Annotated in this window: 25 protein-coding genes and 1 pseudogene; 24 read left to right on the top strand and 2 right to left on the bottom strand. The window is 63.5% G+C overall.

Annotation, left to right across the window (positions count from 1 at the left end; all coding sequences use genetic code 11):
* Window positions 1–58 precede the first annotated feature (58 nt).
* A complete protein-coding gene (dnaA, locus tag Q0K09_RS01275) occupies window positions 59–1,381 on the bottom strand; it encodes a chromosomal replication initiator protein DnaA (protein ID WP_294471914.1) in 1,323 nt (440 codons plus the stop codon).
* A 347-nt stretch (window positions 1,382–1,728) separates the two neighbouring features.
* Here dnaA and rpmH point away from each other — a divergent pair, with 347 nt between their 5' ends.
* The 8 genes and pseudogenes from rpmH to Q0K09_RS01235 form a co-directional block, all read left to right on the top strand.
* Window positions 1,729–1,863, top strand: a complete 135-nt coding sequence (gene rpmH, locus Q0K09_RS01270; RefSeq protein WP_033117619.1) for a 50S ribosomal protein L34 — start codon at window positions 1,729–1,731, stop codon at window positions 1,861–1,863.
* Between the two features lie 141 nt (window positions 1,864–2,004).
* The gene (gene rnpA / locus Q0K09_RS01265) at window positions 2,005–2,349 is read left to right on the top strand and encodes a ribonuclease P protein component (protein WP_294471999.1); all 345 of its coding nucleotides are present in this window, start codon (window positions 2,005–2,007) and stop codon (window positions 2,347–2,349) included.
* Entirely contained in the window at window positions 2,346–2,564 is a 219-nt protein-coding gene (yidD, locus tag Q0K09_RS01260) for a membrane protein insertion efficiency factor YidD (RefSeq protein WP_294471896.1), read from the top strand. Before rnpA ends, yidD begins: the two co-directional genes overlap by 4 nt.
* Before the next feature lie 436 nt (window positions 2,565–3,000).
* On the top strand, window positions 3,001–4,434 hold the full coding sequence (locus Q0K09_RS01255; protein ID WP_294471894.1) for a YidC/Oxa1 family membrane protein insertase: 1,434 nt from the start codon (window positions 3,001–3,003) through the stop codon (window positions 4,432–4,434).
* A gap of 18 nt (window positions 4,435–4,452) precedes the next feature.
* Window positions 4,453–5,244, top strand: a complete 792-nt coding sequence (gene jag / locus Q0K09_RS01250) for an RNA-binding cell elongation regulator Jag/EloR (protein WP_294471892.1) — start codon at window positions 4,453–4,455, stop codon at window positions 5,242–5,244.
* A gap of 327 nt (window positions 5,245–5,571) precedes the next feature.
* Window positions 5,572–5,895 carry a cyclic-di-AMP receptor gene (locus tag Q0K09_RS01245; RefSeq protein ID WP_294471890.1) on the top strand — a complete coding sequence of 108 codons (324 nt, stop codon included), beginning with the start codon at window positions 5,572–5,574 and terminating at the stop codon, window positions 5,893–5,895.
* Window positions 5,895–6,842, top strand: coding sequence for a DNA polymerase III subunit delta (locus Q0K09_RS01240; RefSeq protein ID WP_294471888.1), 948 nt, complete (start codon window positions 5,895–5,897; stop codon window positions 6,840–6,842). Before Q0K09_RS01245 ends, Q0K09_RS01240 begins: the two co-directional genes overlap by 1 nt.
* A 4-nt stretch (window positions 6,843–6,846) precedes the next feature.
* Window positions 6,847–7,596, top strand: a pseudogene (locus Q0K09_RS01235) (stage 0 sporulation family protein); the annotation flags it as partial.
* 591 nt (window positions 7,597–8,187) lie between these two features.
* Here the strand turns inward: Q0K09_RS01235 and Q0K09_RS01230 are convergent.
* On the bottom strand, window positions 8,188–8,766 hold the full coding sequence (locus Q0K09_RS01230) for a xanthine phosphoribosyltransferase (protein ID WP_294471886.1): 579 nt from the start codon (window positions 8,764–8,766) through the stop codon (window positions 8,188–8,190).
* Between the two features lie 224 nt (window positions 8,767–8,990).
* Between Q0K09_RS01230 and Q0K09_RS01225 the strand changes: the two genes are divergently transcribed.
* The 16 genes from Q0K09_RS01225 (at window position 8,991) to hisS (ending at window position 24,030) form a co-directional block, all read left to right on the top strand.
* The gene (locus tag Q0K09_RS01225; protein WP_294471884.1) at window positions 8,991–10,661 is read left to right on the top strand and encodes an S-layer homology domain-containing protein; all 1,671 of its coding nucleotides are present in this window, start codon (window positions 8,991–8,993) and stop codon (window positions 10,659–10,661) included.
* 15 nt (window positions 10,662–10,676) lie between these two features.
* Window positions 10,677–11,534, top strand: coding sequence for a YitT family protein (locus tag Q0K09_RS01220; protein WP_294471881.1), 858 nt, complete (start codon window positions 10,677–10,679; stop codon window positions 11,532–11,534).
* A 91-nt stretch (window positions 11,535–11,625) separates the two neighbouring features.
* Window positions 11,626–12,204, top strand: coding sequence for a hypothetical protein (locus Q0K09_RS01215; protein WP_294471877.1), 579 nt, complete (start codon window positions 11,626–11,628; stop codon window positions 12,202–12,204).
* A gap of 127 nt (window positions 12,205–12,331) precedes the next feature.
* On the top strand, window positions 12,332–13,165 hold the full coding sequence (locus Q0K09_RS01210) for a ParB/RepB/Spo0J family partition protein (protein ID WP_294471874.1): 834 nt from the start codon (window positions 12,332–12,334) through the stop codon (window positions 13,163–13,165).
* Window positions 13,166–13,654: 489 nt separating this feature from the next.
* On the top strand, window positions 13,655–14,431 hold the full coding sequence (locus Q0K09_RS01205; RefSeq protein WP_294471871.1) for an AAA family ATPase: 777 nt from the start codon (window positions 13,655–13,657) through the stop codon (window positions 14,429–14,431).
* Window positions 14,432–14,475: 44 nt separating this feature from the next.
* Window positions 14,476–15,366 carry a ParB/RepB/Spo0J family partition protein gene (locus Q0K09_RS01200; protein ID WP_294471869.1) on the top strand — a complete coding sequence of 297 codons (891 nt, stop codon included), beginning with the start codon at window positions 14,476–14,478 and terminating at the stop codon, window positions 15,364–15,366.
* Entirely contained in the window at window positions 15,363–15,908 is a 546-nt protein-coding gene (locus Q0K09_RS01195) for a hypothetical protein (protein WP_294471866.1), read from the top strand. Before Q0K09_RS01200 ends, Q0K09_RS01195 begins: the two co-directional genes overlap by 4 nt.
* Before the next feature lie 146 nt (window positions 15,909–16,054).
* Window positions 16,055–17,362, top strand: a complete 1,308-nt coding sequence (serS, locus tag Q0K09_RS01190) for a serine--tRNA ligase (RefSeq protein WP_294471863.1) — start codon at window positions 16,055–16,057, stop codon at window positions 17,360–17,362.
* 36 nt (window positions 17,363–17,398) lie between these two features.
* Complete coding sequence (locus Q0K09_RS01185; RefSeq protein ID WP_294471860.1) at window positions 17,399–18,337, top strand: S-layer homology domain-containing protein; 939 nt, start codon at window positions 17,399–17,401, stop codon at window positions 18,335–18,337.
* Window positions 18,338–18,369: 32 nt separating this feature from the next.
* Window positions 18,370–18,825, top strand: a complete 456-nt coding sequence (mscL, locus tag Q0K09_RS01180) for a large conductance mechanosensitive channel protein MscL (RefSeq protein ID WP_294471857.1) — start codon at window positions 18,370–18,372, stop codon at window positions 18,823–18,825.
* Window positions 18,803–19,138: a hypothetical protein gene (locus Q0K09_RS01175; RefSeq protein ID WP_294471854.1), complete on the top strand. Its 336-nt coding sequence runs from the start codon at window positions 18,803–18,805 to the stop codon at window positions 19,136–19,138. The genes mscL and Q0K09_RS01175 overlap by 23 nt, the downstream gene beginning before the upstream one ends.
* 4 nt (window positions 19,139–19,142) lie before the next feature.
* On the top strand, window positions 19,143–19,850 hold the full coding sequence (rsmG, locus tag Q0K09_RS01170; RefSeq protein WP_294471851.1) for a 16S rRNA (guanine(527)-N(7))-methyltransferase RsmG: 708 nt from the start codon (window positions 19,143–19,145) through the stop codon (window positions 19,848–19,850).
* A 102-nt stretch (window positions 19,851–19,952) separates the two neighbouring features.
* Window positions 19,953–20,693 carry a septum site-determining protein MinD gene (minD, locus tag Q0K09_RS01165; RefSeq protein ID WP_294471848.1) on the top strand — a complete coding sequence of 247 codons (741 nt, stop codon included), beginning with the start codon at window positions 19,953–19,955 and terminating at the stop codon, window positions 20,691–20,693.
* A gap of 43 nt (window positions 20,694–20,736) precedes the next feature.
* Window positions 20,737–21,153: a methylglyoxal synthase gene (locus tag Q0K09_RS01160; protein WP_294471845.1), complete on the top strand. Its 417-nt coding sequence runs from the start codon at window positions 20,737–20,739 to the stop codon at window positions 21,151–21,153.
* A 241-nt stretch (window positions 21,154–21,394) separates the two neighbouring features.
* On the top strand, window positions 21,395–22,264 hold the full coding sequence (locus Q0K09_RS01155; protein ID WP_294471841.1) for a hypothetical protein: 870 nt from the start codon (window positions 21,395–21,397) through the stop codon (window positions 22,262–22,264).
* A gap of 416 nt (window positions 22,265–22,680) precedes the next feature.
* Window positions 22,681–24,030: a histidine--tRNA ligase gene (gene hisS / locus Q0K09_RS01150; RefSeq protein ID WP_294471838.1), complete on the top strand. Its 1,350-nt coding sequence runs from the start codon at window positions 22,681–22,683 to the stop codon at window positions 24,028–24,030.
* Window positions 24,031–24,102 lie beyond the last annotated feature (72 nt).

Raw genomic sequence — 24,102 nt, 5'->3', positions numbered from 1 at the left:
AAGAACCGTTTCATTTTCCGCAGAAAAAGAAATGGTTCTTGCCCCCGGAGGGATTTCGTTACTCATACCTGGCGTTGACGTTGGCCCGGATGTCCTTGATGACTTCAACAATCTCGGGATTGGTTTTTTTCAGCCGCTCAATGTGGTCGATGGAGTGGAGGATGGTGGCGTGGTTCCGGTTTTCAAACTCCTTGCCGATCTCCTTCAGGGAGAGGTTTGTCATCTCCCGGATGAGGTAGATGGCCACCTGCCGGGCCAGGGCGGTGTCCTTGGTCCTGCCCTGGCCCCGGAGAGCGCTGTTTTCAATGTTGTAAAAGCTGCACACCTCTTGTATGATGACGTCGGCGGTGGGCATAATGTCGGAGGTGTCCTTGAACATGTCCCGAACGGCCCGGGTGACGGTGGCGGCGTCGATGCTGCTCCCCTCCAGGTCCCGGAGAGCCATGATCTTGTTGACGGTGCCCTCAATCTGCCGGACGTTGGCGGTAATGTTTTCGGCAATGTACTGGAGCACCGCCTCGGGCAGCTCCACCCCCATGCGGATGGCCTTGTTCTTGATGATGGCCATGCGGGTTTCGTAGTCCGGCGGCTGGATGTCTGCGATGAGGCCCCACTCAAAGCGGGTCTTCAGCCGGTCCTCCAGCTTGAGCATCTCCTTGGGGGGGCGGTCGGCGGTGAAGACGATCTGTTTGCGGGCTTCGTAAAGAGTATTGAAGGTGTGGAACATCTCCTCCATGGTGGAGTCCTTGCCGGCGATGAACTGCACGTCGTCCATCAGGAAGACGTCGGCGGAGCGGAATTTGTCCCGGAACTCCTTGTTGCGCCCCTCCCGGATGGCCTGGATGAGCTCGTTGGTGAAGGCGTCGCCCTTGATGTAGACCACGCGGAAGTCCGGATGATCGGCGTGAATCTTGTGGGCGATGGCGTAGAGGAGATGGGTCTTCCCCAGGCCGGACTCTCCGTAGATGAAGAGGGGGTTGTAGTTCTGCCCCGGGTGGTCGGCCACGGCCCGGGCGGCGGCGTGGGCAAATTTGTTGGAGGAGCCCACCACAAAGCGCTCAAAAGTGTACTCCTCCGTGCCCGGCAGGAAGCCGTCGTCCTTGGGCCTCTGGGCGTTCTGGTACTGGGAGAGCTCCTGGTCCCCCAGCACCACCACCTGAAAGTCGGCGGAAAAGAGCTCGTGGAGGGCCTTTTGGATGGGTGGCAGGTAGCGGGCGAGGATGATATCTCGCTTGAAGTCAGAGGGCGTGTGCAGAATGAATTTGTCCTCCTCCAGGGACACCGCCACCGTGTCGTCAAACCAGGTGTGGATGGTGGTGGGTGTCATGTCCGCTTCCATGAGGGAGAGCACTTTGGACCAGATATCCGCGGCGGAATTCATCGCGGGACCTCCCTTTTTTTGTAGAATCCGTATTCAGCTAATTATATCAAAAGAAACGGTGCGAAGCAAGGTTTTCCACAGGGCTACCTTTAATAAATATAACCCCAACGCCCCTTTCTCAGACGGTTAGAGGGGTTCTTTTGCCCTTCCCTGTGGAAAAATCCCCGTCATATCCTCCAAAAAAGAGAAAAAAGGTGGTTGACATCCTAGAAAACCATAGGCTATAATAGTCAATGCGTCCCGAAAAACAGCGGGACTACAAGTGCAGACGACCCCGGCCGGTCCTTCGCCGGCCGTTGTGGCGGACGGGCCCGTCCCGTCGATACCCTTACAGGAGGTGGAAAGAGATGAAGCGTACCTATCAGCCCAAGAAGCTCCAGCGCTCTAAGGAGCATGGCTTCCGCAAGCGCATGGCCACCCGGAATGGCCGGAAGGTCCTGGCCCGCCGGCGCGCTAAAGGCCGCGCCCGCCTGACCTACTAAGCGGGGAAGCCGAATGCAGGGCGGAGCCGGGATAGAATGTCAAGAAGGGGCGGGGGAGCCATTCCCACCGCCCCTGCGGTGCATACGGAGGTTTTTCTCCCCGGTTCCGCCCGCCAGAGAGAGGTGATTTTTTTGAGCGCCGTGGTCACCCTCAAGCGCAATCATGAATTTCAGCGGCTCTACCGCAAGGGAAAGAGCGCCGCCTCCCCCACCGTGGTCCTCTACTGCCGGAAGAACCGCCGGCCGGAGAGCCGGCTTGGCCTCACTGTAGGAAAGAAGGTCGGGGGCGCGGTGACGCGCAACCGGGTCCGCCGCCGGCTTCGGGAGATTTACCGCCTCCACCAGGGGGAGCTCCGGGCCGGCTATGATATTGTGGTGGTGGCCCGGGTGAAGGCGGCTTTTTCCAGCTATCAGCAGCTGGAGCGCCACTTTCTCTCTGCCGCCGGCCGTCTGGGCCTGCGGGGCCAGGGGGAGGCGGATCAGTGAAGGGACTCCTTCTCTTTCTCATTCGGTTTTACCGCCGGCGGATCTCCCCCCTGCATCCGCCCTGCTGCCGCTTTCTCCCCACCTGCTCGGCCTACGCCCTGGAGGCGGTGGAGAAGTACGGCGCCTGGAAGGGCGGCTGGCTGGCCCTGCGGCGCGTCCTCAAGTGCCAGCCGTTCCACAGGCAGAAGAGCATCGAGTACGACCCGGTGCCCTAGGGCTTGTTTGAAACATGTCAACATGCCCAACCGGCGGGGCTTTTGCCCCCTGGACGGCGCAATATTTCCTTGCAATCCGACAGGATTCCTGCGAAAAAATTGCTTGCCAGAGGCCCAAAATCCCTCCCTGCTGGACATATCACCAATTTTCAAACAAGCCCTAGTACTCGACCAAGCCAGAAAATTGCATTTGCCTTTCGGCGGAATTTCCGCATCGCTTCGTGATCGTCCTTGGTGGGCGCCAGCCCACCGGCGTCCTCTGCCTTGTTCTGCAAAAATTCCGCTGGAAATCCAATCTGCAATTCCTAACTTGGTGAAGTACTAAGGTTTGTTTGAACCGTACGGGGATGCCCCATGGGCGAGTTTTCCGCCTCTTTGGCATCCCCTGCGGCTCCGGCAGGCCCAATGCCGAAGAATCAAATGTGGAGGCACGCAAATGTATTATATTCTTATGCCGTTCACCTGGCTGCTCCAGCTCTTTTACAATCTGTTCGGCAGCTACGGCTTCGCCCTGATCTTTTTCGCTGTCATTGTGAAGCTGATCCTCTTCCCCTTCTCCCTGAAGGGCAAGCGGAGTATGATCCAGATGAACATGCTCCAGGGAAAAATGCAGCAGATCCAGCGCAAGTACTCCAACGACCGGGAGCGGCAGAATCTGGAGATGCAGAAGCTCTACGAGAAGGAGAAGGTCAACCCCATGAGCGGGTGCCTGTGGACCTTGGTTCCTATTCTGATTCTGTTCCCCCTGTATGCCATTATCCGGGAGCCCCTGACCTACATGATGGGCTTGTCCGGGGAGGAGGTCACCACCCTGGTGGAGGTCCTCAACCGCTACTCGGCCACGGTCATCGACGCCTCTGGAAACTACTACTACCAGCTGGCGGCGTCCAATGTCCTTTTCCAGAACTTCGAGGCGGTGGCGGCCGACCCGGCGGTGGCGGCCTTTGCCGACAGCCTCAAGCAGATCAACTTTTCCTTCTTCGGCCTGTCCCTGGAGACCATCCCCAACTGGCAGGTCTGGCGGGGCCCCTATAACTGGAATGCCATCGGCACCTTCCTGCTGCCGGTAATCTCCGCCCTCACCGGCCTGCTGATGTCTATGATCTCCATGAAGACCAATCAGCTCAACCGCAGTCAGGAGCAGACGGAGCAGATGAAGAGCACCAACCGCACCATGCTGATCATGTCCCCGGTGATCTCCCTGTGGGTGGGCTACTCCATGCCGGCGGCTATGAGTATCTACTGGCTGGCCAACAACCTGTTGTCTATGGTCCAGGAGCTTGTGGCCGGCCGGCTGCTGAAGAAGGACTACGAGGCCGCTGCCGCCGCCAAGGCTGAGCAGGAGCGCCTGGAGAAGGAGGAGGAGAAACAGCGCCGCCGGGAGGCCGCTGAGCGCCGGGCCCGGGCCATCGAGGAGGCCAAGGCCAACCGGGGCAAGAAAAAGGTCAAGCCAGCCGAGGAGAAGAAGAAGAGCGATGCCTCGGTGATCTCAGTCAGCGGAATCGGCATCCGGGCCTATGCCCGGGGCCGGGCCTACGATCCCTACCGCTACAGCCCCGACGGACCCACCCCTTACCATGACCCCACCGCCCCCGCCGTGGACGAAAACGCGGTGGAGAAGGCCCTGGAGAAGAAGTCAGACAGGCTCCAGGCTGCGGCGGCGGAGGCCCTGGCCGATGAGCTCATTGTGGAAGAGATGATGGAGGAGCACCGGGAGGCCCCCAAGGCCGAAGAAGCCCCGAAACCGGAGGGGTCCGACTTGTCCCGGGAGACGGAGCCCTCTGCCGGAGAGGCAGCCCCCTGGGAACAGCTGGACCAAGAGGTCCAGGCAATCCAGGAGGAGACCCAGGGGGACAAGCCCAAGGAGTAACATAAGGAGACGAGACTGATGCTGCAACATATCGAGAGCACAGGAAAAAACGAGGAGGAGGCCATCCAAGCCGCCCTGCGGAAGCTGGGTCTGGACCGGGACGAGGTCTCCGTGGAGGTGCTGGAGCGGGCCAAGAGCGGCTTCCTGGGCATCGGCAGCAGCCCGGCCAAGGTGAAGGTCACCTATGAGGCGCCCGATCCCCCCGCCCCGGTTAAGGATCCGGAGTCCGTCCAGGCGGCCCCCCACCAGCCGGAGCCGGCGGCCCCGGAACAGAAGGCTCAGGAGCGGAAGGCCCGGAAGGCGGAGGAGGCCCCCGCCGCCCCGGAGGGCGCGGCCCCCGCCGGGGATCGGACCGGGGCCATCCAGGATTTCCTCACGGGCCTGCTGGAGCATATGGAGGTGGAGGCGGTCCCCCGCATCTCCCTGGGAGAGGACGGCAGCTACAAGGTGGAGCTGGTGGGAGCGCATTTGGGGGCCCTTATCGGCCGCCGGGGGGAGACCCTGGACGCCATCCAGCAGCTCACCAGCTATGCGGTGAACCGGGGCCAGTCCAAGCGTGTGCGGATTCATGTGGACGCCGAGGGCTACCGGGCCAAGCGGGAGGAATCCCTCCAGCGGCTGGCCCGGAAGGTGGCCGGCAAGGTGGTGAAGTACCGCCGGAACGTGACCCTGGAGCCTATGAACGCCTATGAGCGCCATGTCATCCACACCGCTCTTCAGGATTATCCAGACGTGACCACCTACTCCACCGGCACTGAGCCCAACCGCCGCACTGTGGTGGCCTACGCCAAGGGGGAGCATCAGAGCTGAATCTTTCCACAGCCGCCGGGAGACTGCGCCGTCTCCCGGCGGCTTTTTTTCCTCCGCCCCGGCGGAGGCGGGGGAAGTTACGCACATTTCCACCAAGTTTTCCACATTTTGTACACCGGTGTGGAAAACAATTTTCCGCCCGGCCCTGACAGGCGGGAAAAAACATCTTTCCTTCTGCCGGGAAGTAGGGTATAATAGAAGGTACCGAAGCTGTGGGGAGGCGTCGAATGAAGGGCCGGCCTCCTTTCGATGGAACTCCTCCCCTGCTTCTATCGGCCTTTTGCAGGACAAAGGGCGTGAAATCGGAACCTTCGAGGAGGGCTTATCATGAAACTGATCCTTGCCATCATCAATTTTGACGATGCCAACGCCGTGACCCGCGCCCTCGCCAAGAAGGGCTTTTCCTCCACCAAGCTGGCCACCACCGGCGGCTTTCTCATGGCCGGCAATGTGACCATCCTGGTGGGCGTGGATGAGGAGAAGGTCCAGGCGGTCATCGACATCATCAAGGAGCACTCCCACAGCCGCAAGCAGATGATCCCCACCACCACTGAGATGAGCTACGGCTACTATCCCAGTATGCCGGTGGAGGTCACCGTGGGGGGCGCCACCATCTTTGTGGTGGACATCGAGCGGTTCGAGCGCGCCTGATGCGGGGGCTGGAGGCCCTCTGCGGCAATGGTTCGGTGAAGCGGCGGCTCTCTGCTGGCCGGGGACTCTCCCACGCCTATATTCTGGCGGGCCCGGCGGGCTGCGGGAAGCGGACCCTGGCGGCGGTGCTCTCCCAGGCCCTGGTCTGCTCCGGGCCCGGGGAGGTCCCCTGCGGGACCTGCTCCGACTGCCGGAAGGCGGCGGCGGGGATTCACCCGGACATCCTCCGGGCGGGGGCCGACGGGAAGGAGCTGACGGTGGCCCGGGTCCGGGAGCTGCGCGGCGACGCCTATCTCCTCCCCAACGAGGCCGGGCGGAAGGTCTACCTTCTTGAGAACGCCCAGACCATGAATAACAGCGCCCAGAACGCCCTCCTCAAGATTCTGGAGGACGGGCCGGCCTATGCCGCCTTTCTGCTCCTCACAGACAACGCCGGGGCCCTCTTGCCCACGGTGCGCTCCCGGTGCGAGGGGCTGAGCCTCTCCCCGGTGACTCCGACGGAGGCCCGGGACTGGCTCCTTCGCCGGTTCCCGGACCGGCCCCGGGAGGAGGTGCTGGCGGCCGCCGGGCGATGTGAGGGGGTCCTGGGCCGGGCGGTGTCCTGGCTGGAGGGGGACGGACAGGGGGAGGTGCAGGACGCGGGGGCGCGGCTGGCCCAGCTCCTCCTCTCCGGGCCGGAGGGGGTCCTGCTGGAGGCCTGCGTGGGCCTGGAAAAGTGGGAGAGGGAGGCCCTGGGAGAGCTGCTGGACGAGACAACGCGGCAGCTCCTGCGGGCCTTGACCGCCGGGGCGGACCCCCGGCGGGTGACGTTCCTGACCGGCCGCCTGCGGCAGCTGCGGCAGGCCCTCGCCTACAACGTGGGGGCCGGCCACATTGCCGGATGGCTGTGCGCCGGGGCCTGTCCGGCCTCCCCCCTTTCCTTCACCACAGAAACTATGACGAGGTAAATCCATGACAGAGATCATCGGCGTCCGCTTCAAAAGCGGTGGAAAGCAATACTATTTTGACCCCAGGGGGACCCAGGTGGCCCTGGGCCAGGGGGTTATCATCGAGACGGCCCGGGGCCTGGAGTACGGCGAGTGCGTCAGAGCCAACACGCTGGTGCCCGACGAGACGGTGGTATCCCCCCTCCGGCCCCTCATCCGGCTGGCCACCGCAGAGGATCAGAAGACGGTGGCCCGGAACCGGGAGAAGGAGGCCAGGGCCTTCCGCATCTGCCAGGAGAAAATCGCCCAGCACGGTCTGGAGATGAAGCTGGTGGAGGTGGAGTACAACTTTGAGGGGAACAAGATTCTCTTCTTCTTCACCTCAGAGGGCCGGGTGGACTTCCGGGCTCTGGTAAAGGACCTGGCCGGCGTCTTCCACACCCGCATTGAGCTGCGGCAGATTGGAGTCCGAGACGAGGCCAAGATGCTGGGGGGGCTGGGCATCTGCGGCAAGCCCTTCTGCTGCGCCACCTTCCTGGGGGAGTTTCAGCCGGTGTCCATCAAGATGGCCAAGACCCAGAATCTCTCCCTGAACCCCACCAAGATTTCCGGAACCTGCGGCCGGCTGATGTGCTGCCTGAAATACGAGCAGGAGGCCTATGAGGACGCCGTGCACCGGATGCCCAGGCAGGACTCCTTTGTGGAGACCCCGGACGGGGTGGGGGACGTGACACAGGTGGATTTGCTGCGGGAGCAAGTGAAGGTCAAGCTGGACGGCTCCCCGGAGGCCCCCCGCTGTTATCACAACTGTGAGATCTGCGTGGTCCGCAACGGCAAGGGCAGGCGGCCGGAGGGCTATGTGCCCCCGCCGCCGGAGGAACTCTCCAAGCGCCGTCTGACGTCCCCCCAGGAGGAGGGCCGCGGAGAGCCCCGGGAGCAGACGGCGCTGGGCGCCGCCCTGGAGCGGGTCTTCCAGGCCTCGGAGGAGGGACAAGCCAGGGAGAAGCGGGAGGCCCGGGGGGACCGCCGGGGCGGCAGCCGCCGCCGCCGGGGGAACAGCGGAGAGAAGAAGGGGCCGCAGACGCTCCATCCTCCCCAGGAGCGGCCGCCCCAACCGCCCCGGGGGGATCGTCCTCCCCAACAGCCCTGGACGGAGGCTGCGGAGTTCGGGGAGCAGAGAAAGCCCTCGGGCAGCCGCCGGAACCACCGCCGGCGCCGGGGCGGCGGCCAGTCCAAGCCCCCCTCCCCTCAGGACGGCGTATAACAGAGCGTAAAAAACGGCATGGGATTTTCCCATGCCGTTTTTGCTGCGCTGTGACGATTGCGGCGGAGCCAGCCCAAAATGAACCGCCGGACAGCAAATCTGTTACCCCTCGCAGAAGATGACGCCGCTCTCCTGGCTCATGGACTGGACCCGGGCCAGGGCCTCCACCCGGACGCCCATGCTGCGGATGAGGCCGCCGCCCGGCTGAAAGGCCTTCTCCACGCAGACGCCGGCCCCCACCAGGGTGGCTCCGGCCTCCCGCACCAGCTGGATGAGTCCCTGGAGGGCGGAGCCGTTGGCCAGGAAGTCGTCGATGAGGAGGACCCGGTCGCTGGGCAGCAGGAACTCCTTGGAGACGATGATATCGTAGACCTTGCCGTGGGTAAAGGACTCCACCTTGGAGGTGTAGACGTCCCCAGCGATGTTCTTGGTTCTGCTCTTTTTGGCAAAAATCACGGGGCAGGCGAAAAACTGCGCGGTCACACAGGCAATCCCGATTCCAGAGGCCTCGATGGTCAGGATCTTGGTGACGCCGCAGCCGTCAAACAGCCGCTTGAATTCCCGGCCCAGCTCCTGAAAGAGGGCCACATCCATCTGGTGATTGAGGAAGCTGTCTACCTTCAGGACGTCGCTGCCCTGGACCCTTCCGTCTCTCCGAATTCGTTCCTCCAAAAGTTTCATACCGGCCCCTCCCCGATGAAATTTTTTTCTGGTTCTATTTTACAGGAAAGCCCCCTACGGTTCAATCAAGCAAATGTACCAAAAAACCGGGGATGGGTCCGTGCTTTTGACCAATGGATTTCTTCCTGGCAGACAGGTTCGGGAGATCCTTGTACATTCTCCATTGTCAGGTTCCGCCGAAGCTGATAGAATAGAGGAGAACCCACAAAGGAGGTTTTCCCACTATGTATGTCAAACGACTCGCCGCCCTGCTTTTCTGCATGGCGCTGCTCAGCGGTCTCACCGCCTCGGCCCAATCGGTGGAGTTCCCCGACGTCTCCCAGGAGCACTGGGCCTATGCCGACATCCGAAAGGCGGCGGACTATGGCCTCATTGAGGGTCTGGCGGACGGCACCTTCCGCCCGGAGGAGACCCTGGACCGGGCCAGCTTTGTCGTGATCCTCCAGCGGATGTTCTCGTGGGAGCCGGTGGAGCCGGCGAAACCCTCCTTCTCCGACGTCCAGCCCGGGGACTGGTACTATGCGGCGGTGGAAGCCGCCCTGGCCCGGGGGGTCCTGGAGGCCGGAGAGGCCTTTTACCCTTTGTCCTACATCAGCCGGGAGGACATGGCGGTGATGCTGGTCCGGGCCCTGGGCTATGAGACCCTGGCCAACGACATTGCCGGAGAGGGTGCCCCCTTCCCCGATGTGACCAGTCATGTGGGGCACATCGCCCTGGCCGCGTCCATGGGCATGACCACCGGCGTGGAGGTGGACGGGGTCCTCCTCTTTCAGCCGGAGGCCTTCGCCACCCGGGGCCAGGCGGCGGCCATGCTGGTGCGGGTCTATGAGCGGTATGTCTCCAGGGTCGACTTCCTCAACGCCTTCTACGCCTTTGCCTCCTATGGGCAGATCGGCCTTACGGATACCATGGAGGTGGTCTCCCTGGGCTGGTCCCGGCTGGAGTACGACTCGGCCGCGGGTCCCCGCATGAACACCACCCGGACCAACGGCAACGACTGGGCCATTCCGGCGGGGGCAGAGCTGGCCCTCTCCTATTTCCAGGGAAACGGAACTCCCTACAATCTGAACGTCTACGCCGACACCGCCCGGAATGTGGATCTGGCCGACGGCTCCTCCACCAGTGTGCTGGAGGCCGTCCTCCCCGACCCGCAGGCCCGGGCCCAGGCGGTGGAGGCCCTTGCCGCCGCCTCAGCGGACTACGCTGGCATCACCATCGACTTTGAGGGCCTGCGGACCGACCTCCTGCGGGCCGACTTTGTCTCTTTCCTCACAGAGCTCCGGGCCGCCCTGCCGGAGGGCAAGACCCTCTATGTCTGCGTCCCCCCGGACGACTGGTATCAGGGCTACGACTACCGGGCCATCGGGGAGGTCTGCGATAAGGTGATCCTTATGGCCCACGACTACCAGTGGACCAGCGTACCGGAGGAGTATGTGGGGACCCACACCCCCGACTCCCCGGTGACCCCCCTGCCCAGCATCTACCGGGCTCTGTGCTCCATCACCGACCCGGACACCGGGGTCCAGGACAGGAGCAAGATTGTCCTCCAGATCTCCTTCGGCACCGCCGGGTTTGCGGTGGACGAAAACGGCCTCCTGGCCGATACCACCATCTACCACCCAGGTCCGGAGGTGATCCGCCAGCGGCTGGGGCAGAGCGATACGGTGGTGACCTACGACGAGAGCGCCCGGAACCCCATGGCCCTCTACACCACCGAGGGGGGCCTTCGGGTGGCCCTGTGGTATGAGGACGCCCGGAGCGTCACAGACAAGCTGAACCTGGCCCGGATGTTCGGCATCACAGGGGTCTCCCTGTGGCGGCTGGGCACCATCCCCACGGCGGCGGACATCCCCTTCTACGATGTCTGGACGGCCGTCCAGGCCCAGCGGTCATGAGAGGAGTGCGATGCAATGGGGAAAAAACAGGATGTGCGGGAATTCCTGCTCATCACCCTGGGCACCGTCCTGGTGTCCGCAGGGGTCTATTTCTTTAAGTTTCCCAACCACTTCTCTATGGGCGGGGTATCCGGCCTGGCGGTGCTGCTGGGGGAGCTCTTTCCCCACGCCTGGCTGACCCCCTCGGTGTTTAACACCCTGATTAACCTGCTTTTCCTGGTGCTGGGCTTTTTGCTGCTGGACAAGGGCTTCGGATTTCGGACGGTCTACTGCTCTCTGCTCTACTCCGCCCTGGTCCAGGTCTTCGAGTGGCTGTGCCCCCTGTCAGAGCCCCTTACCGGCGAACTGATGCTGGAGCTCTTTTTCGCGGTGCTCCTGCCGGCCCTGGGCTCGGCCATTCTCTTTAATCTGGACGCCTCCACCGGGGGTACTGACATTGCCGCCATGATACTCAAGAAGTATACCGGCCTGGACGTGGGCCGGGCCCTGCTGTGCTCCGATGTCCTCATCGCGGCGGCGGCCCTGCTGGTCTTCGACATCACCGCAGGGCTGTGCTCCCTGCTGGGCTTGGTGCTCAAGTCGGTGCTGGTGGACAGCGCCATCGAGTCCCTCAACCGCCGCAAGGCCTTTATGATCGTCACCTCCCACCCGGAGATCGCCTCGGACTTTATCACCCAGACCCTCATCCGGGGGGCCACGGTCTGGGACGCCCAGGGGGCCTATACTCAAAAGGAGCACCACATTGTGCTGACGGTCCTCAGCCGTGGCCAGGCCGTCCTCCTGCGGCGGTATCTCAAGGAGCACGACCCCCAGGCCTTCATGATCGTCACCAACTCCAGCGAAATCTTTGGAAAGGGTTTCCTCCAGGCCTGACGGCCTGGGAGAGCCGGAGCCCGCCGTCCCGCCCCACTGCGCAGGCTATGGTGCGGGACGGCTTGTATGTTCGGTGTGGGAGGGGATGGCTGTGGCCGCAGTGCTGGAGGTCCACCTGATGCTTCGGAAGTGTCCCGAGCTGTGGACCATACAGAGGCTGATCCGTGGGTACGGGATCACCACGCGGTCCCTTGTCTCCATGGACAGCTGGCAGTTTGACAACCCGCAGCCGGTGGAGATGCCCGGCCCTCTGACGGAGCTTCTGGCGCGGCATCCCATCCTTGTGGCGGAGTGTGCCGCTGTCGCCTTTCGGGCGGCGGGCTGGCATCTGGAGCGGGCGGGGGCGGAAGCCATCTTTACCGCCTGGGTGGATACCTTTGGTCATCCCCAGCTTGACCGTGACCGTATCACAGCAGAGAATCGGTCCTGCTACGCGGCCATTTACCGGAGCATCGCACTGCTGGCGCGCGGTGCGCCGGGCATGTTTCTGGCGGCGGGGATCGGCGTGGAGACGGTCTTTGACTATCAGGGGGACCTGGACCGGGCCATTGAGAGCGCCCAAAATATGACGGCGTGGATTTTGGGCCTTGGCGGCGCTGCTCCGCCCGATGGCTTCGCGGTGCGCCGGAGCGGGGCGGACGGTCTGTGCATCTATGAAAAAACGCTCTGACGCGGGGGCCTCTTCGGAGGCCCCCCCTTTGTCTGGGAGGAAAAAATGGCCTTTCGACGGGGAGCGGCAGATTTCACCGGAGAATGTGGTAAAATATGGATATCAATCTGTGAAAGAAGGCTTTCTTATGCCGATTTTCCGAAAAAGAGAGGGGCTTTTCGAGACCGGCAAGGTGCTCTATCTGCTGGTGGAGGAGCTGCGGCCCAACCCGGGGCAGCCCCGGACCCAGTTTGACCCTCAGGGGCTGGAGGAGCTGGCCCAGAGCATCCAAGAGCACGGCATTCTGCAGCCCCTGTCGGTGCGCCGTCAGGGCGACGGCTGGGAGCTGGTGTCCGGGGAGCGGCGGCTCCGGGCGGCCAAGCTGGCGGGACTTCGGGAGGTGCCCTGTATTGTGGTGGATGTGGACGACCGGGCCTCCTCCCTGCTGGCCCTGGTGGAAAACCTCCAGCGCCGGGATTTGAACTTCCTGGAGGAGGCCCAGGCTTTGGACCGGCTCATCCGCACCTATCACCTCTCCCAGGAGGAGGCCGCCCGGCGCATCGGAAAGTCCCAGTCTGCAGTGGCCAACAAGCTGCGCCTGCTGAAGCTCTCCCCGGAGATTCGGGCGCTGCTACGAAAGTACGGCCTCACGGAGCGGCACGCCAGGGCCCTTCTGCGGCTGGAGGGGGAGAGCGCGCAGCGCTCCGCCCTGGATCACATTGCCGCCGCCCATCTGACGGTGGCCCAGACCGAGGCCTACATCGAGAGCCTGCTGACACCCAAGCCCCCCAAGCGGCGAAAGCCCATCTACCTCATCAAGGATGTACGGTTTTTCCTCAACAGTGTGGACCGGGGCCTCTCGGTGATGCAGGGGGCGGGTATCGACGCCCAGTGCGCCCGGGAGGAGACGGAGGAGAATATCCTGCTGACCATCCGCATTCCAAAGACTCCGGCGGAATCCCGGCGCCGGGCCAAGGGTTAAGCGGTTGTCTGCCTGGCTGATTGGACGGTGGTTGGACCCCGGAGGCACAATGCCCTCTGCAATTTCTCGGGGTCCTGCGGCGGGCCGGCGGTCAAGCTCCCGGCCTCGGGCCGGGCGCCCGAAAGGGCCTCCTCCCTCCCCTGCGCCCGCCCATATCGTGCGGAATGTTTCACGTGGAACATTCCGCGCTTTTTTCTGCGGTTTTTGTAGACCTTGTTTCACGTGAAACACACATTGCCTGTTGAATTCCGCCGCCGGGGGCATTATAATAATGTCATTGGCTGAATTGACCGCAAAGGGGTTGATTCGTGCGGCATGGCCGCACAGTTCTTTGTGTCCGCGTGGGGCGCGCTGAAAAAGACTGCCCCAGGATGTGCAGAGCCAATGGGCGGAGAGCCTTTCCAGACCTGTGGCTTTGTTTTTTACGCATGAGAATGGAGACCTATCCCAACCCGTCGGGGCAAACAGAGAAACAGGAGCGAATGTCTCATGGGAAAGACCATTGCAATCGTCAACCAAAAGGGCGGCGTAGGCAAGACCACCACCTGTGTGAACCTGGCCGCCGCCCTGCAGGCCCAGGGCCAGCGGGTGCTGGTCTGTGACTTTGACCCCCAGGCCAACACCACCTCGGGCTTCGGGGTGGATAAAACTACGGCCTCCCCCTCCATCTACGACGTTCTCATCGACGGGGCGGACTGCCGGAAGGCGGTGGTGTCCACGGCCTGGGCCGACGTGATCCCATCCAACAAGTCTCTGGCCGGGGCCACGGTGGAGATGATCGGCATGGAGCGCCGGGAGTACCTGCTGAAGGACGCCCTGGCGCCCTTTCGGGATGCGTATGACTACCTCTTCATTGACTGTCCTCCCTCCCTGGAGCTGCTGACCCTCAACGCCCTGTGCGCGGCAGACACGGTGCTGGTGCCGGTCCAGTGTGAGTACTACGCCCTGGAGGGCCTCAGCGACCTGCTGACCACCATCCGCATTGTGAAGCGCTCCCTGAACCGGGACATTGACCTGGAGGGTGTGGTCCTCACCATGTATGACGGCCGGACCAATCTGTCCATGCAGGTGGCGGAGGAGGTCAAGCGCCACTTCCCCGGCAGGGTCTACGCCACCGTCATCCCCCGGAACGTCCGCCTCTCCGAGGCCCCCAGCCACGGCAAGCCGGTGACGGCCTACGACAGTCTCTCCCGGGGGGCTGAGGCCTACCAGGCCCTGGCGGAGGAGGTGCTGGAGAAAAATGCGCTGGTGGCGGCAAAACGTTGAATCCCATCCCCAGACGGGGAGCATCACAAAAAAGGAGTGATCCTATGGCACTAGAACGGGGCCTGGGCAGAGGGCTTGGGGCCCTGCTGGGGGACGCCGCCCTCCAGACCCAGGAAGGGGGCTCCGTCCTCCTCCCCATCGCCCAGGTGGAGCCGGGACTGAAACAGCCCCGGAAGCGCTTTGACCAGGAGACGTTGGCCGCTCTGGCCGAGTCCATCCGGCTCCACGGCATCCTACAGCCCTTGACGGTCCGGCGGCTGGCCTCCGGCTACTACCAGATCATCGCCGGGGAGCGCCGCTGGCGGGCGGCCAAGCTGGCCGGCCTCCGTGAGGTGCCGGCCGTCATTGTGGAGGCCGATGACCGCAAGGTCATGGAGCTTGGCCTCATTGAAAACCTCCAGCGGGAGGACTTGAATCCCATGGAAGAGGCTATGGGCTACCAGGCCCTGATCGAGGAGTACGGCCTCACCCAGGAGGAGGCCGCCCGGCGGGTGGGCAAGTCCCGTCCGGCGGTGGCCAACGCCCTGCGGCTGATGGCCCTGCCCGACGCCGTCCGGGCCCTGGTGGAGGAGGGCAGGCTCTCCGCCGGCCACGCCCGGGCGCTGCTGTCGCTGCCCCGCGCCGAGGAGCAGAAGAAGCTGGCTCAGAAGGTGGTGGCCGAGGGGTTGTCCGTGCGGCAGACCGAGGCCTTGGCCAAGCGCCTGGCCCGGGACCGGGAGGAGATGGAGGACAGCGGCGGCGAAAAGCCGTCAGACCCCATGAAGCTGTACCGGGACGCCGCCGCCAAGGAGCTCTCGGCCCGCTGGGGCCGGAAGGTCTCCATCACCATGGGCCCCAAAAAGGGCCGGCTGGAGTTTGAGTTTTACAATGACGAGGACCTGACCGCGCTGCTGGACCGGCTGGAGGAGACCTTGAAGGGAGGGAGCCCCCTGTGAGCCAGGAGCCGGAAAAGACCGTGTGGGACCCGGCCAAGGCCCAGTCGGAAACCGAAAAACGCCGCAAAGGGACCTCTGTGATGCTCTATCTGGTGATCCTCTTCGCCGCCGCCTTTCTGCTGATGGCCTGGAGCTATATCATTCAGCAGCGGGCCAACCATGAGACCATGAGCGACCTGGAAGAGAGTTCCTCAGCCTTGGAGAACGTCATCCAGGAGAACGAGGACCTGAAGGCCCAGGTGGCCCAGCTGGAGAGCCAGCTGGCCGACGCCCAGGACCAGCTGGACGTGCTGCCTGACATCATCAGCCATCAGGAGTATGTCCTGGAGCAGACCTGCCAGGCGCTGGACTACTTTTGGCAGGTAAACGAGGCCTATGTCCGGGGCCGGTATTCCCTCTGCCGGGAGCTGATGGCGGTCATGGAGGACACCTCCAACGGCCAGACGCCTCTGAAGGACTATCTCCCCACACAGAGCACCACTAACAATGACCGCTTCTCCCCTGCGGACCGCTATCAGGAGATTTATGACGATCTCTATTGATTGTTTCACGTGAAACACAGGGCCGATGCCCTTTTTAGGGAAGTTCTGACCCTGGGGTCCGGACACCTGCCGGAAGTGCGCCTGCCCTGGCCAGGCCAGCCCCCGGGGGTGGAGCCCGCCCCACAAAAACAATGAGGTGAAAAAAGATGCTGGACATCAAATTCATCCGGGAGAACCCGGAGGCCGTGAAAGAGAACATTCGAAAGAAATTCCAGGACGAAAAGCTCCCCCTGGTGGACCAGGTGCTCTCGCTGGATGCCGAGAACCGGAAAACCATCCAGGAGGCCCAGGACCTCCGCACCGCCCGAAACACCAAGAGCAAGCAGGTGGGCATCCTCATGGGACAGTCCAAGAAGGACCCCTCCAAGCTCCAGGAGGCCGAACAGCTCAAGGCTGAGGTCAAGGCCGACGCCGACCGGCTGGCCTATCTGGAGGGCCGGGAGGATGCGCTGGCCCGAGAAATCCACAAGATACTGCTGGTGATCCCCCAGATCATTGATCCCTCGGTGCCCATCGGCCCCGACGACTCCGCCAACGTGGAGGTGGAGCGCTTCGGGGAGCCCCTGGTCCCCGACTTCCCCATCCCCTATCACACCGAGATAATGGAGTCCTTTGACGGCATTGACATGGACGCCGCGGGCCGGGTGGCCGGACAGGGCTTCTACTACCTCCTGGGGGACATCGCCCGGCTCCACGAGGCGGTGCTGGCCTACGGCCGGGACTTTATGATCGACAAGGGCTTCACCTACTGCATCCCCCCCTTCATGATCCACGGCAACGTGGTGGAGGGAGTCATGAGCCAGACCGACATGGACAGCATGATGTATAAGATTGAGGGGGAGGACCTCTACCTCATCGGCACCAGCGAGCACTCCATGATCGGCCGCTTTATCGACCAGATTCTCCCGGAGGAGAAGCTCCCCCAGACCCTCACCTCCTACTCCCCCTGTTTTCGCAAGGAGAAGGGCTCCCACGGCATCGAGGAGCGGGGGGTCTACCGCATCCACCAGTTTGAGAAGCAGGAGATGATCGTGGTCTGCAAGCCAGAGGACTCCATGGAGTGGTATGAAAAGATGTGGCGCTACTCGGTGGAGCTCTTCCGCAGCTTCGACATCCCGGTACGGCAGCTGGAGTGCTGTTCCGGCGATCTGGCGGATTTGAAGGTGAAGTCCTGCGACATCGAGGCCTGGAGCCCCCGGCAGAAGAAGTATTTTGAGGTCTGCTCCTGCTCCAACCTGGGGGACGCCCAGGCCAGAAGGCTGAAAATCCGCATCCGGGGGGAGGACGGCAAGAACTACCTGGCCCACACCCTGAACAACACCTGTGTGGCGCCTCCCCGGATGCTCATTGCCCTGCTGGAGAACAACCTTCAGGCCGACGGCAGCGTGAAGATTCCACAGGTGCTCCAGCCCTATATGGGCGGGAAGGAAGTCCTGATTCCCAAACAGAAGTGACCCCTTCCCTGCCCAACGCAGAAAGAGAGGATGCAAATGAAAAGGCGAATTGCCGTGGCGGGGCTGCTCCTGGCCCTGCTCCTCCCGGGCCGGGCCCTGGCCTTTTCCGACGTGCCGGAGGGGGCCTGGTACGCCGACAGCGCGGAGCTGTGTGTCGAAGCCGGCCTGCTCCAGGGCACCGGAGCGGATACCTTTTCTCCCCAGGGGGCGGTGACCCTGGCGGAGGTCATGACCGTGGCCGCCCGGCTCCACTACCGGGCCGGGGGGGGCCAGGGAGACCTGCCGGAGGCCCCGGAGAGCTGGGGCACCGGCGCCATCACCACCCCCGCCGGAGCGGTGCTCCTGTCCTTCAACACCTGTGAGCAAAACCGGGACCTCACTTACCGCTTCGACACCCAGAACCCCCGGCAGCTCCACCTCTATCTCACCGTCACCGAGGCCGAGGGCCAGGCCCTGACCCCGGCGGGGGGCGCGGCCAGCGCCGTGCTGATTCTCAACGGCAAACAGGTGCTCACCGGAAGCCTGGCCCCGGCGGAGGGCTACGCCGCCCGGATGGAGTTCGTGGCCGACCCAGGCTCCGACTACACCGCCTTCAACCGGGAGTTTGCCTCCTTCCTCCCCGCCCCGGCCACTGGCATGTGGTACCGCAACGCCCTGTGGTATGCCCGGGAGCACGAGCTTCTGGACAGCCAGCCGGAGGAGGCCGCCTTTGAGGACCCCGCCACCCGGCTGGACCTGGCGGAGTGGCTGTGCTCCGCTCTGCCGGCGGAGGAGCTGACCCCCATCAACCAGGTGGAGATGATCCCCGACACGGCGGACCAGGCCGCCTTAACCCTCTACCGGGCGGGTATTCTCACCGGTGTGGACGCCTCCGGGGCCTTTGCCGGGAACCGGGGCCTCACCCGGGCCGAGCTGGCGGTGGTTTTGGCCCGGATTGTGGACCCGTCCCGGCGGGTGCTCCTGCCGGCAAGCTGACCTCCCTGATTTTGGATAAGAAAGGCTGTACCATGGGAAAAGACAATGCCAAGGGCTTTTTTGCTGAATTCCGCAAATTCATCACCCGGGGGAACGTCATGGACCTGGCGGTGGGCGTCCTTATCGGCGGCGCCTTCAACGCCATCACCAACTCTCTGGTCAACGATATCATCAACCCCGTCCTGGGCGTCTTCGCCGGGGACAACGAGGACCTCTCCGCCCTGAGCATCCCCCTGCCCGGCGGCGGGGACCTGATGGTGGGGAGCTTTCTCAACGCTGTACTCAACTTCCTCATCATGGCCTTTGTAGTCTTTTGTATGATGAAGGCGGTGAACGGCCTGTGGCGGAAGAAGGAGGCGGCTCCGACGCCCCCTGCCCCCTCCAACGAGGAGAAGCTGCTGACAGAGATCCGGGACCTGCTGCGGGAAGGGCAGCGGGTCCGGGAGACGGAAGGAGGTGCCGGCCATGCCGGAGGAGAAGCGCCCTGAGGAGGAGGAGCGGGCCCCGGTGGTCTACGCCTCGCCGGTGAAGCGGGCCTGGGCCTGGGTGGGCGTGGTCTACATGCTGATGATCCTGGCGGCCTTTACCTACTATCTGGCCACCGCCCGGTTCCTCATCGGCCTAGGCCCCCTCTTCCTCTGCCCCGCCCTGGGCGGACTGGCCGCCACCGCCATCCTCCGGCGCCGCCTGGGCCGGGGGGGGCTCCCCGCCTGCGTGCTGCTCACCGGGGCCTGCCTGGTGCTCATTGGGCTGAACCTGTGGTCGGGCATTCCCTCCCTGCTGCGGAATTTTTGGGGGTGAGGCTGTGAGAGGGCTGCTGGAACAGGGGCTGGCGGAGCTGGGTATCGCGCCCCCTGCGGGAGCGGTGGAGAAGCTGATGCGCTACGGCCAGCTGCTGCTGGAGCAGAACCAGGTGATGAACCTTACCGCCATCACCCGGCCGGAGGAGGTGGCCACCCTGCACTTTCTGGACTCAGCCGCCCTGCTGGGCTGCGCCGGACTGGCGGGGGCCTCTCTGGTGGACGTGGGCACCGGGGCGGGCTTTCCCGGCGTGGTGCTCAAGGTGCTGGCGCCTGACCTGCGGCTGACCCTGGTGGACAGCCTGGGGAAGCGGCTGGACTGGCTGGAGACCGTGTGCCAGGCGCTGGGACTGGAGGGGGTGACCCTCCGCCACGACCGGGCCGAGGAGCTGGCCCAGGAGCCGGACTGGCGGGAGGCCTTTGACTTCGCCGCCGCCCGGGCGGTGGCCGATCTGCGGGTCCTGGCGGAGCTGTGCCTGCCCTTTGTGCGGGTGGGGGGCCGCTTCCTGGCCATGAAGGCCGCAGGCTGTCAGGCGGAGGTGGACGCCGCCGGCCGGGCGGTATCGGTGCTGGGGGGGCGGCTGCTGCCCGCCTGGCACTACGCCATCCCCGGGACTGAGGTGAAGCGGACGGTGGCGGCGGTGGAGAAAATCGCTCCCACCCCCAAGGGCTATCCCCGCCGCTGGGCGAGAATCCGCAAGGCCCCCTTATAATTTGGGCAGCGAAGCGAAAATTTTTGCCCATTTTTCACAAATATGATTTGATATCTGCCCAATGAAATGGTATAATGAGAGACAAGGCTGAGGAGGAAGGCAATGGGAACAGCAATCGTGGTCACATCCGGGAAGGGCGGCACAGGCAAGACCTCCCTCACCGGGGGCGTGGCCTCCTGCCTGGCCGCCCTGAACCATCGGACCCTGTGCATTGACATGGACATCGGCCTGCGGAACCTGGACATCTCCCTGGGCATGACGGACCGGGCCCTGATGGATTTTTCCGATGTGATGGCCGGGCGGTGCTCCCTGGAGCGGGCAGCCGTGGAACATCCGGTGATTCGGGGGCTCTACCTCCTCACGGCCCCGGTTTATCCCCCCAGGGAGGGGCTGGACCCGGAGAAGATGCGGGAGCTGCTCCGGCGGGCCCGGGAGCGGTTCGACTACATCCTGATGGACTCCCCGGCGGGACTTGGGAGCGGCTTCCGGCTTGCCGTCTGCGGGGCGGACCGGGGGCTGGTGGTCTCCACCAGCGACTCCTCTGCCCTGCGGGACGCCCAGAAGACGGTGGTGGAGCTGACCCGGACGCTGGAGACCATTCATCTGGTGATGAACCGGGTTCAGCCGAAGCTGCTGCGGCGGCTTCACACCACCATTGACGACGCGATGGACGCCGCCGGACTCCCCCTGCTGGGGGTGGTTCCCGAGGACCCTGATGTCATGCTGTCCGCCAACCGTGGGGAGCCCCTGATTCTGTTCAGCCGCCGGGGGGCCGCCCTGGCCTACTTAAACATCGCCAAGCGACTCGTCGGGGAGCGGGTCCCCCTGATGAAGCTCCGATAGGTCCGGGAAAGGGCCTTTGTGGAAAAGAGAGGATGAGGGAGAAATGAACATCGCGCTGATGAGCCACGACCGAAAAAAGGAATTGATGGTGCAGTTCTGCATCGCTTACTGCGGCATCCTCTCCAAGCACACCGTCTGCGCCACCAATACCACCGGAAAAATGGTGGCCGAGGCTACCGGCCTGCCGGTGAACCTCTTTTTGTCCCATGAGCACGGGGGCAGCCAACAGATCGGGGCCCGGATCGCCTACAACGAGATCGACATGGTGCTCTTTTTCACCGACCCCCAGAGCCACAACCTGGACAAGGAAATCGACTACATCAGCCGTCTGTGTGACCAGTACAACATCCCCTACGCCACCAACGTGGGCACCGCCGAAATGCTCATTCACGGCCTGGAGCGGGGGGATCTGGACTGGCGGGACATCGTCAGCCCCAAGACCGTCCCCTTCACCGTGTAGTCTCTGCCCAAATATCAGGGCCCGCCCCTCCGCTTTCAGAAGGAGCGGGCCCTTTTTCTAGGGCTTGTTTGAAAAATGGCAACATACCCAATCAGCGGGTCTTTTGCCCCCTGGACGGCGCAATTTTTCCTTGAAATCCGCCAGGATTCCTGCGAAAAAATTGCTTGCCAGCGGCTCAAAATCCCTCGCTGCTGGACACATCGCCAATTTTCAAACAAGCCCTAAGGAGAGGGTTTCTGCGATGGACAAGAAAAAACTGCCTGCCCTGGCCGCCGGGGCCGCCCTGGCTGCGCTGCTGGGGATGAACTGGGACCTCTTCGGTCAGATGAACCGGCTTTACGGGGAAATCCACGCACTCCAGGAGGACTTCAATCATCTCCGGGAGGACTATCGGGAGGCCATGGACCGCCAGGAGGCGGCCCTCCAGGAGGCCCTGGAGCGGGAGGCCAGTCTCTTTTCTCAGACGGAGACGACCCTGCGCTATGAGGACGGGGCCCTGGTGCTGGAGGCGGGGGTGATGCCCAAGGAGTTCCGGGCGGGCGAGACCGCCCTTCTGAGCCTGGACACCGGGGAGAGCGTCCCACTCACCGATGACGGCTCCGGCTGGCTCCGGGGGCGCCTCACCTGTTCCCTCCGGGAGGAGGTAGCCCCGGTGGCGGCCCTGGGCACGGCGGAGAGCATCCGGCGGGAGGCCCTGCCCAGTCTGCGGACGGAGGAGGCCCTCTCCATGGAGTGCAAGGTCCAATGGGAGCCGTTGGGCGCGGGGGGGTTGGACACGGTTCTCCAGATCGAGCTGGACCCAAGAGGTGTTCAGCCCAACCTCCTGGCGGAAGCGGTGTGGGTGGAGGTGCGGTACGCCATTCTGGACCCAGAGGACGCCGGTTCCCTTGCCGGACAGGTTCAGGCTGTCCAAGATGTGGAAGGTCTGTGGAACGCCGACCTGGGGGCTTATCTTGTGGAGGGAGAGGATTACCACTACAACTGCTACCTGACCGTCCATACAGAGGACGGCCTGGAGCTGACCAGTCTTGGTCCCGCGGCGGAAAGGAGCTGGGAGGGAAACCTGGGGCAGATGACCGCAGGCCGCTGCGGCCTGCGCCCAGTCTTTTAACCGTTCCCAGAATGGGGCGGTTTTTTCATTTAAATCGCGGATGTAGAAACCGGCAAGAGGATTTATCCACAAGCTGCGGAAAAGTGTGGAGATTTCCATTGACTTTTTCTCCATTGTGGGATAATATCATCAAAGACACCGCGAGGACGGAGCAGGAGTACCCCGCAGCACCGCCGGACAGAGAGGAGCGCCGCCGGCTGAAAGCGCTCTGCGGACAGGAGCGGGAGAAGACGGCCCCAGCAGCGGGCCCGGAGACGGGCGCGGTTCCCTTCCCGCAACAGAAGGCGCGAGGACGGCCGGTTTTCCACAGGCCGTTGAAAATGGGTGGCACCACGGAGGCAGGCGCTTTCGTCCCATTGCCGGGGCGGAAGCGCCTTTTTGTCCCCCCGCTGATTATATACAAAGGAGCGTTGTAAATGGAGCGCATCAAACCACGCACCCTATCTGGCTTTATGGAACTGCTGCCCCACCGGCAGGTCCAGTTCGACCGTATGGTAGAGACTCTGCGGAGGACCTACGCCCTCTATGGCTTCACCCCCCTGGACACCCCCGCCATCGAGGCCAGCGAGGTCCTGCTGGCCAAAGGGGGAGGCGAGACCGAAAAGCAGATCTACCGCTTTACCAAGGGGGACACCGACCTCTCCCTCCGCTTCGACCTGACGGTCCCCCTGGCCAAGTATGTGGCCCTCCACCACAATGAGCTCTCCTTTCCCTTCCGCCGCTTCCAGATCGGCAAGGTCTACCGGGGGGAGCGGGCCCAGCGGGGGCGGTTCCGGGAGTTCTACCAGGCCGACATCGACGTCATCGGCGACGGGGCCCTGGACATCATCAATGAGGCCGAGGTCCCCGCCATCATCTACAAGACCTTCACCGCCCTGGGGCTGCGGCGGTTCAAAATCCGGGTCAACAACCGGAAAGTCCTCAGTGGCCTCTTTGACCTGCTGGGCCTCCGGGAGCGCTCCGGGGATATCATGCGGACCATCGACAAGCTGGAAAAGATCGGCCCGGAGAAAGTCAGGGCCATCCTCACCGGCGACTTCGGTGTGCCGGAGGAAGGGGCAGACCGGCTGCTGGCCCTCCTCTCCACTCCCGACCCCATGTCCGACCTGGAGGACCTTCGGGGGCAGAACCAGCTGCTGGACCAGGGCGTCGGGGAGCTCTCCACGGTGGTGGGCTACCTCTCCGCTTTCGGGGTGCCGGAGGACCACTTCGCCGTGGACCTCACCATCGCCCGGGGCCTGGACTACTACACTGGCACGGTCTATGAGACGGTCATGCTGGACCACCCGGAGATTGGTTCTATCTGTTCCGGGGGGCGATATGACAACTTGGCGGAATATTACACGGAGAAACAACTCCCTGGAGTTGGAATTTCCATCGGACTTACTCGGCTCTTCTTTGTACTAGAGGACCAGGGGTATCTGAATGAGGACCTTCTCACCGCCCCCGCCGACGCCCTTCTGCTGCCCATGACCGAGGACCTCTCCCCCGCCATCGCCCTGGCCACCACCCTCCGGGAGGCGGGGGTGCGGACCCAGATTTACACCGAGAAGAAGAAGTTCAAGAGCAAGATGAACTATGCGGACAAGCTGGGCATCCCCTATGTGGTCTTCCTGGGGGAGGACGAGATTGCCGCCGGGCTCTGCTCGGTGAAGGATATGGCCTCGGGGGAGCAGGTGAAGATCGGGCCCCAAGAGGCCGCCCAGCGCATCCGGGCCGGGGTGTCCGCCCGGAGCGCTGGAAGTCCCATCCGGGACCGGGACTAGTACTCCATCAAGTTAGAAAATAGAAATAGCGAGGAGGTGGAATAGGTGGTAAACTAAGGACGGGTGATGGAA

Origin of the sequence: uncultured Intestinimonas sp., assembly GCF_944387725.1 — a bacterium.
Taxonomy (GTDB): domain Bacteria; phylum Bacillota; class Clostridia; order Oscillospirales; family Oscillospiraceae; genus Intestinimonas.
This window is presented reverse-complemented; position numbering and strand designations above follow the sequence as displayed.

Coding starts and splice junctions, on each gene's coding strand:
- mscL (WP_294471857.1), top strand. CDS start 18,370: ATGGGAAAAGACAATGCCAAGGGCTTTTTTGCTGAATTCCGCAAATTC.
- rpmH (WP_033117619.1), top strand. CDS start 1,729: ATGAAGCGTACCTATCAGCCCAAGAAGCTCCAGCGCTCTAAGGAGCAT.
- Q0K09_RS01155 (WP_294471841.1), top strand. CDS start 21,395: ATGGACAAGAAAAAACTGCCTGCCCTGGCCGCCGGGGCCGCCCTGGCT.
- Q0K09_RS01175 (WP_294471854.1), top strand. CDS start 18,803: ATGCCGGAGGAGAAGCGCCCTGAGGAGGAGGAGCGGGCCCCGGTGGTC.
- Q0K09_RS01220 (WP_294471881.1), top strand. CDS start 10,677: ATGGGGAAAAAACAGGATGTGCGGGAATTCCTGCTCATCACCCTGGGC.
- Q0K09_RS01160 (WP_294471845.1), top strand. CDS start 20,737: ATGAACATCGCGCTGATGAGCCACGACCGAAAAAAGGAATTGATGGTG.
- Q0K09_RS01240 (WP_294471888.1), top strand. CDS start 5,895: ATGCGGGGGCTGGAGGCCCTCTGCGGCAATGGTTCGGTGAAGCGGCGG.
- jag (WP_294471892.1), top strand. CDS start 4,453: ATGCTGCAACATATCGAGAGCACAGGAAAAAACGAGGAGGAGGCCATC.
- minD (WP_294471848.1), top strand. CDS start 19,953: ATGGGAACAGCAATCGTGGTCACATCCGGGAAGGGCGGCACAGGCAAG.
- Q0K09_RS01255 (WP_294471894.1), top strand. CDS start 3,001: ATGTATTATATTCTTATGCCGTTCACCTGGCTGCTCCAGCTCTTTTAC.
- serS (WP_294471863.1), top strand. CDS start 16,055: ATGCTGGACATCAAATTCATCCGGGAGAACCCGGAGGCCGTGAAAGAG.
- Q0K09_RS01245 (WP_294471890.1), top strand. CDS start 5,572: ATGAAACTGATCCTTGCCATCATCAATTTTGACGATGCCAACGCCGTG.
- Q0K09_RS01230 (WP_294471886.1), bottom strand. CDS start 8,766: ATGAAACTTTTGGAGGAACGAATTCGGAGAGACGGAAGGGTCCAGGGC.
- Q0K09_RS01200 (WP_294471869.1), top strand. CDS start 14,476: ATGGCACTAGAACGGGGCCTGGGCAGAGGGCTTGGGGCCCTGCTGGGG.
- Q0K09_RS01185 (WP_294471860.1), top strand. CDS start 17,399: ATGAAAAGGCGAATTGCCGTGGCGGGGCTGCTCCTGGCCCTGCTCCTC.
- Q0K09_RS01210 (WP_294471874.1), top strand. CDS start 12,332: ATGCCGATTTTCCGAAAAAGAGAGGGGCTTTTCGAGACCGGCAAGGTG.
- dnaA (WP_294471914.1), bottom strand. CDS start 1,381: ATGAATTCCGCCGCGGATATCTGGTCCAAAGTGCTCTCCCTCATGGAA.
- Q0K09_RS01225 (WP_294471884.1), top strand. CDS start 8,991: ATGTATGTCAAACGACTCGCCGCCCTGCTTTTCTGCATGGCGCTGCTC.
- Q0K09_RS01205 (WP_294471871.1), top strand. CDS start 13,655: ATGGGAAAGACCATTGCAATCGTCAACCAAAAGGGCGGCGTAGGCAAG.
- hisS (WP_294471838.1), top strand. CDS start 22,681: ATGGAGCGCATCAAACCACGCACCCTATCTGGCTTTATGGAACTGCTG.